This window comes from Streptomyces sp. DT2A-34, assembly GCF_030499515.1.
Lineage (GTDB): Bacteria > Actinomycetota > Actinomycetes > Streptomycetales > Streptomycetaceae > Streptomyces.
In genome coordinates, this window is record NZ_JASTWJ010000001.1 from 1030508 (window position 1) to 1042435 (window position 11928).

Here is an 11928-nt window from a genome sequence, read left to right on the forward strand (position 1 = left end):
CCGCTCACTTCAGCCTGCTCGAAGCGAGGATGGACACGAGGTGCAGCAGGGTCTGCAGCAGCGCGATGCCGGCCAGCACCGCGACGCCGAGCCGGGAGAAGAACAGGTCACCGCGGGCCTGGTCCACGATCGCCAGCACCAGGATCAGCAGGGACGCCTCGATACCGAGGACCAGGCGGTGGAACTTGAGGGCGGCGGCGGCCCTGCGGGCCAGCGCCATGCCGGAGGAGCGCATCTCGGAGGCGGCCTCCTTGACCGGCGGCAGGCCGTTCTGGTGCCGGGCGACACCGACGAGGTCGGTCTCCGCCTTGATCAGGATCGCGCCGAGCGCGGCCAGCGTGCCGAGGAACGCCCACAGCCAGTCGATACGGCCGCTGCCCCACAGGTCGGCGGCGCGCAGGCCGAAGCCGACCAGCACCGCCGCGTCGGTCAGGTAGGCGCCGACGCGGTCCAGGTAGACCCCGCCGAGCGAGTACTGCTTCCTCCAGCGTGCGATCTCGCCGTCGACGCAGTCCAGCAGCAGGTACAGCTGGACCATGACCACGCCGAGCACCGCCCCCGGGATCCCCGGCACCAGGAGTGCCGGGGCCGCGAGGACACCACAGACGGTCATCAGGTACGTGAGCTGGTTGGGCGTGACCCTGGTGTTCACCAGGTAGCGGTCGACCCGCAGGGACACCTCACGCATGTAGAGGCGTCCCATCCAGTGCTCACCGCTGCGCCGGTCCTTCACCCCCGCGGGGTGAACGACGGGGCGGAGTTCAGCTACCGATGGCCTTGACATAGTCGGCGTAGATGTCCTTGATCTGGTCGGTGGTCAGGTCGAGGTGTTCGAGGATCGTGTAGCGGCCGGGCCGGGTCTGGGGAGCGAACTCCACGACGCGGACGAACTCGTCGTCCGTGAAGCCGATCTCCTCCGGAAGCACCGGCAGCCCGTGCCGCCGCAGCACCTCGGCCATGTAGGCCGACTCCTCGTGTGCCCCGCGCAGGTACATCGCGAAGGCCGCGCCCAGTCCGCACTGCTCGCCGTGGGCGGCGGCGCGCTTGGGGAACAGCAGGTCGAAGGCGTGGTTGATCTCGTGGCACGCGCCGGAGGACGGGCGGGAGTCGCCCGACACCGACATGGCGATACCGCTGAGGACCAGCGCTTCGGCCAGCACCTGCAGGAAGTCGGTGTCCCCTATGCCGCCGGGGTGCCGCAGGACCGCCTCGCCGGCCTGGCGGGCGATCGCGGCGGCCAGGCCGTCGATCTTCTCGCCCTTGACGCGGTTGGCGAGCTCCCAGTCCGCGATCGCGGAGATGTTGGAGATCGCGTCGCCGATGCCCGCACGCACGAAACGCGCCGGGGCGTCGCGGATGACGTCCAGGTCGATGACGACCGCGATCGGGGTCGGCACGCCGTAGGAGCCGCGGCCCGCGTCGTTGTCGAGGGTGGCGACCGGCGAGCACAGGCCGTCGTGCGCGAGGTTCGTCGGTACGGCGACCAGGGACAGGCCGACGCGGGCCGCGGCGAACTTGGCGCAGTCGATGATCTTGCCGCCGCCGAGCCCGACGACCGCGTCGTAGTGGCCGGCCTTTATGTCGCCGGCCAGCCGGACCGCGTCGTCGAGGGTGCCGCCGCCGACCTCGTACCAGCTGGCGCCGGGCAGCGCCGGAGCGAGCCGCTCCTTGAGCCGGGCGCCGGAGCCGTTGCTGACGGCGACGGCCAGCTTGCCGGAGTGCGAGATGCGCTCGTCGGCGAGCACACCGGCCAGGTCGTCGAGGGCACCCGGGCGGATGTCCACGACGACCGGCGAGGGAATGAGCCGGGTCAGTACTGGCACGCGATCTCCCGTCCGCGGGCGAGATCGTCGTGATTGTCGATCTCCACCCACTTGACGTCGCCGATCGGCGCCACGTCGATGCGGAAGCCGCGGTTCACGAGCTCCTGGTAGCCGTGCTCGTAGAACTGCTGCGGGTCGGTCTCCCACACGGTCTTCAGGGCGTCGGCCAGCTCGGGGGCGGCGTCGCCCTCGATGAGGGTGACGCCGATGTACTCGCCGGTGGCCTCGGCGGGGTCCATCAGCTTGGTGATCTTCGTCATGCCCTTCTCGGGGTCGACGACGACCTTCATCTCCTCGTCGGCCAGGTGCTTCACCGTGTCCAGGGCGAGGATGATCTTCTTGCCGTCGCCGCGGGCGGCGAGCAGCGTCTTCTCGACGGAGACCGGGTGGACGGTGTCGCCGTTGGCGAGGATCACGCCGTCCTTGAGGGCGTCACGGCCGCACCACAGGGAGTAGGCGTTGTTCCACTCCTCGGCCTTGTCGTTGTCGATGAGGGTGAGCTTCAGGCCGTACTTCTGCTCAAGGGCTTCCTTGCGCTCGTACACGGCCTCCTTGCGGTAGCCGACGATGATCGCGACCTCGGTCAGACCGATCTCGGCGAAGTTGCCGAGGGTCAGATCCAGAACCGTGGGTTCGCCCTCTATGCCCGCAGGCCCCACCGGCACCAGAGCCTTGGGAAGGCTGTCGGTGTAGGGGCGCAGACGCCGTCCGGCGCCGGCCGCCAGCACGAGGCCGATCATGCGGGTTCTCCTTCATCGTGTACGGCGGGCGCCCCGGAGGACACCCAGAAGCGGATGCTCTCGACGAGCACCACCAGGGCCACGACCACGGCGAGGGCCGTGAGCGCGACCGTGAACTGCGAGGCGGAGAGCACCGCGGCGAGGACGGTGACGAGCAGCGTCCGTCCTTCGTGCCCCCCGATGGCGCGCACCAGCCAGGCCGGGGGCGCTCCGGCGTTGCCGCGGATGCGGTACACCGTGTCGTAGTGATGGTAGGCGACGGCCGCCACCAGGCCGAAAGCCGCAGGAAGGGCTCCGTTCACGTCCGCTTTGGCCGCCAGCACCAGGACGGTGCCGTATTCGGCGGCGCGGAAGAACGGCGGGGCGAGCCAGTCGAGGGCCCCCTTGAGGGGGTGGGCGACGGCTGCGGCGGAGGCGAGGACGTACAGGGCGGCCAGGGCCACGGGGAGCGCACTGCCGTAGTCGGTGAGGGCCAGCGCGACCATCAGTGGGATGGCTCCCTCCAGCGCCACGAGCGCGCGGGAGCCGAGCGGGCCGCGGGCGGGTAGCCGCCGCATGCCGGAGGCCAGACCCTCGGCGAGCGGCCCACTGTCGGCCAGGTCCGCCAGCGCCCGCGCCGCCCGGTCGGTGCGCTGGGCCTTACGGGTCAACGACCGCAGCACGCGGCCCGCCGTCGTGTACGTCGCCGCGAACGCGCACCCGATGAGCAGTGCGTAGAAGGTGATACGGGGAGTGGTGACCGCCGTGAGCACCGCGATCATCGCCCAGCGCTCGCCGATCGGCAGGACGATCATCCGGCGTACCCACACCGTCCAGCCGACGCTGTCCAGCTTGTCGGAGAGGGCGGCCGTAGGGCTGGTGTTGGCGGTGGCGTCGTGGTTGGCCTCGTTGAAGGAGAAGTCGACGACGTGCCGGCAGGTCTGCAGGACCATGGCGCCCAGGGCGAGTGCCCAGACGTCGTCGCCGCCCCGTGCGGCTCCCAGCGCGAGGCCGGCGTAGTAGGCGTACTCCTTGGCCCGGTCGAAGGTGGCGTCCAGCCAGGCGCCGAGCGTGGAGTACTGAAGCGAGTAGCGGGCGAGCTGTCCGTCGGTGCAGTCCAGCACGAACGAGAAGATCAGCAGGAGGCCGGCCGCGATGAACCCGCCCCGGGTGCCGGTGGCCGCGCAGCCCGCCGCGATGAGCGCGGTGATCAGGGAGGCGGTGGTGACCTGGTTGGGGGTCAGGCCCCGGCGGGCGCACCAGCGGGCGATGTAGCGGGAGTACGGGCTGATGCAATAGGTCGTGAAGAAGCCGTCGCGGGACTTCACGGCCGACTTCAGGCGTACGGCCTCGTCATCGACGTTCGCTACGGCCTGCCGTGCCTCGTTGCGGGCCTGCGGGTCGGCCGGGACGGCGGCGACCAGGCTGCCGAGCTCGGGGCGGTGGACGTCGGTGCCTTCGTCGTCGAGGGCGGTGACGATGCGGTCGGCGAGGCTGTCGACGGCCACCGCCGTACCGCCGCCCGCGGAGTTCTCCCGGGCCATGGCGCGGGTCAGGGCCTGGCGGCCGGCGGGCTGGGCCGTGACGGCGCCCGGGATCGCGGCGAGCGGGAAGCGGGGGTCGGTCAGGCCGAGGCGCAGCGCGTGCAGGTGGCCGACGAAGCGGGCGTCGACGACGGCGACCCGCTGGTCACCGGGCACCTGGGCGAGGAGCGTCTCGGCGTCGGCCGGGTCGGCGGCGACCCGGACGTCGTAGCCGAGGGACCGCAGATCGCCCTCGATCGACGATCCGGGGACCGGCTGACCGGTGAGGATGGCGGTCGACAACCGAAACTCACTCCCTGGGTGCCGGCGTCTCCGCGCCGGTCATGTACGTGGGTGGCGGCGCCCGTTGGCGGGTCCCCTTGACGACAGGGCCCGGCCGGGCGGCGTGTCGGCAGAGGCTATCGGATGATGGGAAGCCTGCGTTCACCGGCCGTTTGGCGAAGCGATCGACGTGGTTCGCCCAGAGCCCTGCCGCGATCATCATCGGGGATTGCGGGGGCCGCCCACAAACTCGTGCTCACAGACCGGGGCATCGAGGACATTGTGTGCCTCGCCTGTTCCTCCACATAGGGTGGGCGACCATGACATGGCTGATCACAGGCGGAGCCGGCTACATCGGAGCACATGTGGCGCGGGCCATGACCGACGCAGGGGAGCACGTCCTCGTACTGGACGACCTCTCGGCCGGGTTTCCCGCGCGGCTGCCGTCGGACGTCGCGCTCGTCGAGGGCTCTTCGCTCGACGGTGCCCTGCTGAAGCGGGTGCTGGCCGAGCATGCGGTGACGGGTGTGGTGCATCTCGCCGCGCGCAAGCAGGTCGGCGAGTCCGTGGCGCAGCCGACGCGCTACTACCGGGAGAACGTGGGCGGTCTCGCCACGCTCCTGGAGGCGGTCGCCGAGGCGGGGGTGAAACGGTTCGTCTTCTCGTCGTCCGCCGCCGTCTACGGCAACCCTGATGTGGATCTCATCACGGAGGACACCGCGTGCGCGCCGGTGAACCCGTACGGCGAGACCAAGCTCGCCGGTGAGTGGCTGGTGCGGGCGACGGGCCGGGCGCACGGAATCGCCACCGTGTGCCTGCGCTACTTCAACGTCGCGGGCGCCGCCTCGCCCGAGCTGGCGGACACGGGCGTCTTCAACATCGTCCCCATGGTCTTCGACCGGCTCATCCGCGACGAGGCCCCGCGGATCTTCGGCGACGACTATCCGACGCCCGACGGCACCTGCGTCCGCGACTACATCCATGTCGCCGACCTCGCCGAGGCGCACCTGGCGGCGGCCCGGCGGCTCACCGCGGCGGACGCGAGCGGCGATCTGACGGTCAACATCGGCCGCGGCGAGGGCGTCTCCGTGCGCGAGCTGATCACCGTCATCGGGGAGGTCACCGGCGACCCGCGCCCCGCCGTCGTAGAGGCCCGGCGTCCCGGGGACGCGCCGCGCGCGGTCGCCTCGGCCGCGCTGGCCGCCGAGGAGCTCGGCTGGACGGCTCGGCGCGGGATACGCGAGATGGTCGAGTCGGCGTGGCAGGGGTGGCTCCTGCACCACGGCGGCCCGTCGCGCGGCTGATCATGCAGGGCCCTGACCTGCGGATCGTTTCCGCAGGTCAGGGCACATGACAACGGTGTTCAGTGCCGCGTTGCCCGATACCCCCCGCCCGTAGTTCACTGTGATCCCGGACGGAAGTTCCGATCGTCGGACGGACCACAGAAGGGCGGCTTTCTCATGGGGGCTGGGCACGATCACGGGCACGCGCACTCGCACGCGCCCACGACCGGCACGGCGGCGGCCGCCTATCGCGGAAGGCTTCGCGTCGCGCTGTCGATCACGCTCGGCGTCATGGTGGTCGAGATCGTCGGCGGTGTGCTCGCGGACTCGCTGGCCCTGATCGCGGACGCGGCGCACATGGCGACCGACGCGCTGGGCCTCGGCATGGCCCTGCTCGCCATCCACTTCGCGAACCGCCCGCCGAGCGACAAGCGCACCTTCGGCTACGCCCGCGCGGAGATCCTCGCCGCCCTCGCCAACTGCCTGCTGCTCCTCGGTGTCGGCGGCTACGTGCTGTACGAGGCGATCCAGCGGTTCTTCACGCCCGCGGACACCGAGGGCGGCCTGATGATCGTGTTCGGTGCGATCGGCCTGGTCGCGAACATGATCTCGCTGTCGCTGCTGATGCGGGGCCAGAAGGAGAGCCTGAACGTGCGCGGCGCCTTCCTGGAGGTGGCCGCGGACGCGCTGGGCTCGCTGGCGGTGCTGATCTCGGCGGTGGTGATCCTGGCCACCGGCTGGCAGGCCGCCGACCCGATCGCCTCGCTGGTCATCGGCCTGATGATCGTGCCGCGCACCTTCAAGCTGCTGCGCGAGACCCTCGACGTCCTGCTGGAGGCGGCCCCCAAGGATGTCGACATGGCGCAGGTGCGGGCCCACATACTCGCCCTGGACGGCGTCGAGGACGTCCACGACCTGCACGCCTGGACGATCACGTCCGGCATGCCGGTGCTGTCGGCTCATGTGGTGGTGCGCTCCGACGTCCTGAACGCGATCGGCCACGAGAAGATGCTGCACGAGCTCCAGGGCTGCCTCGGCGACCACTTCGACGTGGAGCACTGCACCTTCCAGCTGGAGCCGGTCGGGCACGCGGAGCACGAGGCCCGGCTCTGCCACTGAAACAAACGCACGGTCCGACAAAACGCCAGTACGGACGGAATGCAGCGATCCGGTGGTCGGTCGCGTCCTCATGCCCACAGCGTCCCCGCAGACGGTTCCGGGGCCGCCGCGCCGGGCACGATCAACTTCCGGGAGTGCCGGTTTCGTACGGCACACTTGGGGCGCAAGACCGATGCGAAGGATGGGTATGCCGATCACACCTGCGACCGCGACGCACAGTCCGTCGAACGGCGCCGCAGACGCGATTTTGCTGGAACTGGTCGACGAGAACGGTGTGACGATCGGCACCGCGGAGAAGCTCGCCGCCCATCAGCCGCCGGGGCAACTGCACCGCGCCTTCTCCGTGTTCCTCTTCGACGAGCGCGGCCGACTGCTGCTCCAGCAGCGGGCGCTCGGCAAGTACCACTCCCCCGGTGTGTGGTCCAACACCTGCTGCGGCCACCCCTACCCCGGCGAGGCACCCTTCGCAGCCGCGGCCCGGCGGACGTACGAGGAGCTCGGCGTCTCCCCGTCGCTGCTCGCGGAGGCGGGCACGGTCCGCTACAACCACCCGGACCCGGACTCGGGCCTGGTGGAGCAGGAGTACAACCACCTCTTCGTCGGTCTGGTGCAGTCCCCGCTGCGGCCGGATGCGGAGGAGGTCGGCGATACCGCCTTCGTGACCTCCGCCGAGCTGGCGGAGCGCCATGCGAAGGACCCTTTCTCGTCCTGGTTCATGACGGTGCTCGACGCGGCCCGCCCGGCGATCAGAGAGCTGACGGGCCCGTCGGCCGACTGGTGACGGGAACTACGGGAACTAGGGCACGCGTACGGGTTTGAGCGGGACGGCGGCCCAGATCACCTTGCCGCCGCTCGCCGTGTGCTCGACGTCGCACACGCCGCCCGCCTCCCGCGTGACCTCGCGCACCAGGAGCAGCCCGCGGCCGCCGGTCCGGCCGTGGTCCGCCTCCAGCGCGGTCGGACGGTAGGGGTGGTTGTCCTCGACGGACACCCGCAGCCACTCGGCACCGACGGCGACCTCCACGGCGAGCATCGGCGACAGCAGCGCCGCGTGCCGTACGGCGTTCGTGACCAGCTCCGAAACGATCAGCAACACTCCCTGAACCAGGTCGTCCGAAACCGGCACGCCCTGGCGGTACAGCAGGTCCCGTACGGCGTGCCGCGCCTGCGGGACCGAGGCGTCGACGGCGGGAGCGGTGAACCGCCACACACCCTCGTACGGCAGGGGATTCGGCGGCCGCTGACCGAGGGGCTCGTCCGCGCCGCCTGCTGGGCGTGGGCCGGACCCGCGCCCGTGGTTCTCCATCGTCCGGTCGCCACCCTCGCGCTCGATTGTCACCACACGTCGAGTGTTGGTAACGCGCAGGTCCGGACCGTAGAACTGAACACAAGTCAGCAGGTATCGAGCGTTTCTGATCGTTGGCGTATGACACCGTCAGATGTGGGACCGCTCCTGTCCCGCTCGTGCCGACTTGGCGAACTATTCGGGTTGTACGGGTTTGGCGGGCACCCTTCTTGATCGGCCGTTCGGTGCGGGCGGATAGCATCCGGGCCATGGAGCCCCAGCTGCTGCACAGCGTCGCCGACTCGGTGGCCACCGTCGTCATCCACCATCCGGCCAAGCGCAACGCGATGACGGCCGCGATGTGGCGGGCGCTGCCGCCGCTGCTCGGCACGCTGGCCGCCGATCCGGCCGTACGGGCGCTGGTGCTGACCGGTGAGGGCGGGACGTTCTGCGCGGGCGCCGACATCTCGACGCTCCAGGGGTCCCCTCAGGAGGCGCAGGGACTGGCGGTGGCCGCCGAGGAGGCGCTGGCCGCCTTCCCGAAGCCGACGCTGGCCGCAGTCCGGGGGCACTGTGTGGGTGGCGGTTCGCAGCTGGCGGCCGCGTGTGATCTGCGGTTCGCCGAGGAGGGGTCGCTGTTCGGGGTGACGCCGGCGAAGCTCGGGATCGTGTATCCGGCGTCCTCCACACGGCGGTTGGTGTCGCTGGTGGGTCCGGCGACCACCAAGTACCTGTTGTTCTCGGGCGAGTTGATCGACGCGGAGCGGGCGCTGCGCACGGGGCTGGTGGACGAGGTGCTGCCGGAGGGCGAACTCGGCAAGCGGGTCGTGGAGTTCACCCGGGTCCTGGCGTCGCGCTCGCAGCTGACGCAGGCCGCGGCGAAGGAGTTCGCGGACGGGCGCGCGGACCGGGACGCGCACTGGGGCGAGCAGGCGCGCGGCAGCGGCGACGCCGCAGAGGGGGTCACCGCGTTCCTGGAGCGCCGTCAGCCGCGGTTCACGTGGTCGGTTCCTGGCCGAGGATGAACCGGCTCATCGAGCGGAGCATCTCTACGATGTCCGCGGGCGCCTTGTGCGGGGCCCCGGCGTCGTAGGGCGGCTGCGGGTCGTACTCGATCCCCAGCTGTACGGCCTGGGCGACGAAGTCCCCCGCGATGTGGCCGACCAGGGCGAGCCCCATGTCGATGCCGGAGGAGACGCCGGCCGCGGTGACGTACTTGCCGTCGGTCACCACCCGCTCCCCCGTCGGTTCGGCGCCGAACTTCCGCAGTTCGTCGAGGGCCAGCCAGTGCGAGGTCGCACGGCGCCCTTCGAGGAGGCCCGCGGCGGCGAGCAGCAGGGAGCCGGTGCACACGGACGTCGTCCAGGTGCTGGTGGCGTCGGCGGCGCGGATCCAGTCGAGGAGGGCCTTGTTCTCCATCTGCGGGTCTGCCCGGGGCCGCCGGGGACGACCACGACGTCGGGGTTCGGCACCTCGGCCAGGGTCTTGTCGGCGATCAGCGCGAGATTCCCGCTGTCGCTGCGGACGGGGCCGCGCTCCTCGGCGACGAAGACGAGCTCGGAGTCCGGCAGCCGGCCGAGGGTCTCGTACGGCCCGACGGCGTCGAGGGCGGTGAAACGGTCGTAGAGGACGATCGCGAACTGCATGGTGGGCCCTTCAGTGCGTAGGGGTCGGATGGAAGCGGCGGCGGTACTCGGAGGGGGCCGCGCCGAGGGTCCTGACGAAGGCGCGGCGCATCGCCTCCGGGGTGCCGTAGCCGCTGGTGCGGGAGATCTCCTCGATGCCGTCGGCGGTGTCCTCCAGGAGCCGGCGGGCGTGTTCGAGGCGGACCCGGTCGACGTAGCGGCCCGGGGTCATGCCGGTCTCGGTCTGGAAGGCGCGGGCGAAGTGGCGGGGCGAGAGGCGGGCGCGGGCGGCCAGCGCCTCCACCGACAGGTCCGCGCCTGGATGCTCGGTGATCCACTGCTGGACCTCGCGCAGTGGTTCGCGCCGGGCGGTCTGGGCGGCGAGTTGAGCGCTGAACTGGGCCTGGTTCCCGGGCCGCCGGAGGAAGACGACCAGGTGCCGGGCGATGGCGAGGGCCGCGTGCCGGCCGAGGTCCTCCTCCACCAGGGCGAGGGCGAGGTCGATGCCCGAGGTGACACCGGCGGACGTCGAGACGTGTCCGTCCCGCACATAGATCGGGTCGGGGTCGACCTCGACCGCCGGGTGGTCGCGGGCGAGCTTGTCGCAGTACGCCCAGTGGGTGGTGACGCGGCGGCCGTCCAGGAGGCCCGCCTGGGCGAGCCGGATCGCGCCGGTGCACACCGAGACCAGCCGCTCTGCCCGCGGCCCGTGCTCGCGCAGCCAGTCGGTGAGCCGGGTGTCCGGCCTCCGGGTGCCCTGGCCGCCCGGGACGATCAGGGTGTGCGGCTCCTCGCTGTCCGCGAGCGATTCGTCCGGTACGACGGTCAGGCCGCTGGAGGTGCGCACGGGAGTGCCGTCCAGCGAGGCCGTACGGATGCGGTACGTGCCCGGGGTGTGCTGCTCGGCCCCCGCGAAGACCTCCAGCGGGCCGGTGACATCGAGGCTCTGCACACCGTCGAACAGGACGAGGAGAACGGTTCGCTGCGCCATGTGCTCGATTCTTCGACACCCTGAGAACGGCCGCAATGACGTACTTCCCACCTTTTCTGCCATGCTCCACGCACCCGGGCAGCGGACGTACCAAGCGGTTGGTAACCTCCGGCCATGACTACTGCCGCCCTCGAACCCCGCGCCGGTCGCCGCTGCCACAACGTGCTCAACTCCCTGCACGCGACCTCGTACTTCGCTCCCGAGCTGGGCAAGGAACTGGCCGCACTCGGCATCACGCATCCCAGGGCCGTCAACTTCGCGGTACGGGCCGCCGCGCTGGGTCCGGTCGGCGCGGGCGCGGTGACGGCGACGTTCTACAACTACAAGCACGAGCTGGTCGCCCGGCACGTACCCGCGGTCTGGGCGATCGCCTCCCCCGAGGACGTGCTGGCGGCACGCGCGCGTGCGGTCGACGCCCTGCTGCGGCGGCTGCTCGGCGATGAGGCGGTGGCGTCCGCGGAGATGGCGGAGGCCGCGCGGCTCGCGCTCCGGGCGACCGAGGCCTGTTCGCGCAGTGCACGGCCGCTGTACTCGGCGCACGCGGATCTGCCGGTCCCCGAGGAGCCGCACCTGGCGTACTTCCACGCCACCACGCTGCTGCGCGAGCACCGCGGTGACGGGCATCTCGCCGTACTGATGTCCGTGGGCCTCGACGGGCTGGAGGCGGTGGTGACCCACACCGCGACCGGCAAGGGCATGTCGCCGAAGTGGGTCTTCTCCACCCGTGGCTGGACCCAGGAGGACTGGGACGCGGCCTGTGGCCGACTGCGCGAGCGGGGTCTGCTGGCGGACTCGGGCGAGCTCACCCCGGAGGGCGTCACCCTGCGTGCGGAGATCGAGGCCGAGACGGACCGCCTGGACCGGGCGCCGTACGAGCACCTCGGCGCGGAGGGGGTCGCACGGCTGACGGAGCTCGGTGCGGGGTTCGTGCGGGCCGCGGTGGCGGCGGGGGCGTTTCCGGCGGATCTGCTCGGCAGGGGCTGAGGCCTGCCGGCGGGCAGAGCCACGGACGGGACTCCTTGACGGAACTCCTTGATCGGGCCCGCGCTGCATGGCGGGCCCGAGTCGCGGTACCCGGCCCCCAGCCGGCCGTAGTGGCCGGAGAGGAAAGGGGAAACAAGTGTTCCGTGCAATCGCAGACGTGTTGCGGCAGATCGGCGGTGCGATCGCCACCGTCGTGACGCTGCCGTTCCGTGCCCTGGCCCGGCTCTTCGGCGGCGCCTCGAGCAGTACGCGAAGCCGCAGGGCCTGATTCTCGCCCCGCCACGACGGGCCGGG

At 71.3% G+C, this 11928-nt stretch carries 12 protein-coding genes and 1 pseudogene; 6 read left to right on the forward strand and 7 right to left on the reverse strand.

The window, feature by feature from the left end; translation table 11 throughout:
- Positions 1-4 precede the first annotated feature (4 nt).
- From QQM39_RS04420 to QQM39_RS04435, 4 genes are read right to left on the reverse strand one after another with little or no spacing between them, the layout of a single operon-like run.
- Entirely contained in the window at positions 5-784 is a 780-nt protein-coding gene (locus tag QQM39_RS04420) for a CDP-alcohol phosphatidyltransferase family protein (protein ID WP_301995308.1), read from the reverse strand.
- A complete protein-coding gene (locus QQM39_RS04425) occupies positions 762-1823 on the reverse strand; it encodes an iron-containing alcohol dehydrogenase family protein (RefSeq protein ID WP_301995310.1) in 1062 nt (353 codons plus the stop codon). The genes QQM39_RS04420 and QQM39_RS04425 overlap by 23 nt, the downstream gene beginning before the upstream one ends.
- Positions 1811-2563: a phosphocholine cytidylyltransferase family protein gene (locus tag QQM39_RS04430; RefSeq protein WP_301995311.1), complete on the reverse strand. Its 753-nt coding sequence runs from the start codon at positions 2561-2563 to the stop codon at positions 1811-1813. The genes QQM39_RS04425 and QQM39_RS04430 overlap by 13 nt, the downstream gene beginning before the upstream one ends.
- Entirely contained in the window at positions 2560-4368 is a 1809-nt protein-coding gene (locus tag QQM39_RS04435; protein WP_301995312.1) for a DUF5941 domain-containing protein, read from the reverse strand. The genes QQM39_RS04430 and QQM39_RS04435 overlap by 4 nt, the downstream gene beginning before the upstream one ends.
- A 299-nt stretch (positions 4369-4667) precedes the next feature.
- Here QQM39_RS04435 and galE point away from each other — a divergent pair, with 299 nt between their 5' ends.
- The 3 genes from galE (at position 4668) to idi (ending at position 7530) form a co-directional block, all read left to right on the forward strand.
- Positions 4668-5651, forward strand: a complete 984-nt coding sequence (gene galE / locus QQM39_RS04440; protein ID WP_301995313.1) for a UDP-glucose 4-epimerase GalE — start codon at positions 4668-4670, stop codon at positions 5649-5651.
- Between the two features lie 156 nt (positions 5652-5807).
- The gene (locus QQM39_RS04445) at positions 5808-6749 is read left to right on the forward strand and encodes a cation diffusion facilitator family transporter (RefSeq protein WP_301995314.1); all 942 of its coding nucleotides are present in this window, start codon (positions 5808-5810) and stop codon (positions 6747-6749) included.
- Positions 6750-6936: 187 nt separating this feature from the next.
- Positions 6937-7530, forward strand: a complete 594-nt coding sequence (gene idi / locus QQM39_RS04450; protein WP_301995315.1) for an isopentenyl-diphosphate Delta-isomerase — start codon at positions 6937-6939, stop codon at positions 7528-7530.
- A gap of 15 nt (positions 7531-7545) precedes the next feature.
- Here the strand turns inward: idi and QQM39_RS04455 are convergent, their stop codons facing one another.
- A complete protein-coding gene (locus tag QQM39_RS04455) occupies positions 7546-8055 on the reverse strand; it encodes an ATP-binding protein (protein WP_302003474.1) in 510 nt (169 codons plus the stop codon).
- 248 nt (positions 8056-8303) lie between these two features.
- On the opposite strand from QQM39_RS04455, the gene QQM39_RS04460 reads away from it, so the two are divergent.
- Positions 8304-9059 carry an enoyl-CoA hydratase/isomerase family protein gene (locus QQM39_RS04460; protein ID WP_301995316.1) on the forward strand — a complete coding sequence of 252 codons (756 nt, stop codon included), beginning with the start codon at positions 8304-8306 and terminating at the stop codon, positions 9057-9059.
- On the opposite strand, the pseudogene QQM39_RS04465 reads toward QQM39_RS04460, so the two are convergent.
- Positions 9031-9680, reverse strand: a pseudogene (locus QQM39_RS04465) (DJ-1/PfpI family protein). The gene QQM39_RS04460 and the pseudogene QQM39_RS04465 overlap by 29 nt on opposite strands.
- A 10-nt stretch (positions 9681-9690) precedes the next feature.
- Entirely contained in the window at positions 9691-10650 is a 960-nt protein-coding gene (locus QQM39_RS04470) for a GlxA family transcriptional regulator (protein ID WP_301995318.1), read from the reverse strand.
- Positions 10651-10764: 114 nt separating this feature from the next.
- On the opposite strand from QQM39_RS04470, the gene QQM39_RS04475 reads away from it, so the two are divergent.
- Together QQM39_RS04475 and QQM39_RS04480 are read left to right on the forward strand one after the other, a co-directional pair.
- Positions 10765-11634 carry a hypothetical protein gene (locus tag QQM39_RS04475; RefSeq protein ID WP_301995319.1) on the forward strand — a complete coding sequence of 290 codons (870 nt, stop codon included), beginning with the start codon at positions 10765-10767 and terminating at the stop codon, positions 11632-11634.
- Positions 11635-11770: 136 nt separating this feature from the next.
- Positions 11771-11902 (forward strand): LPFR motif small protein, encoded by a 132-nt coding sequence (locus QQM39_RS04480; protein ID WP_252100478.1) that lies wholly within the window; start codon positions 11771-11773, stop codon positions 11900-11902.
- The last annotated feature ends 26 nt before the right edge of the window (positions 11903-11928 follow it).

Bases quoted from the DNA above. Each gene is read 5' to 3' on its own strand.
- QQM39_RS04420 (WP_301995308.1), bottom strand. From the start codon at position 784: ATGTCAAGGCCATCGGTAGCTGAACTCCGCCCCGTCGTTCACCCCGCG.
- QQM39_RS04430 (WP_301995311.1), bottom strand. From the start codon at position 2,563: ATGATCGGCCTCGTGCTGGCGGCCGGCGCCGGACGGCGTCTGCGCCCC.
- galE (WP_301995313.1), top strand. From the start codon at position 4,668: ATGACATGGCTGATCACAGGCGGAGCCGGCTACATCGGAGCACATGTG.
- QQM39_RS04445 (WP_301995314.1), top strand. From the start codon at position 5,808: ATGGGGGCTGGGCACGATCACGGGCACGCGCACTCGCACGCGCCCACG.
- idi (WP_301995315.1), top strand. From the start codon at position 6,937: ATGCCGATCACACCTGCGACCGCGACGCACAGTCCGTCGAACGGCGCC.
- QQM39_RS04455 (WP_302003474.1), bottom strand. From the start codon at position 8,055: ATGGAGAACCACGGGCGCGGGTCCGGCCCACGCCCAGCAGGCGGCGCG.
- QQM39_RS04460 (WP_301995316.1), top strand. From the start codon at position 8,304: ATGGAGCCCCAGCTGCTGCACAGCGTCGCCGACTCGGTGGCCACCGTC.
- QQM39_RS04470 (WP_301995318.1), bottom strand. From the start codon at position 10,650: ATGGCGCAGCGAACCGTTCTCCTCGTCCTGTTCGACGGTGTGCAGAGC.
- QQM39_RS04475 (WP_301995319.1), top strand. From the start codon at position 10,765: ATGACTACTGCCGCCCTCGAACCCCGCGCCGGTCGCCGCTGCCACAAC.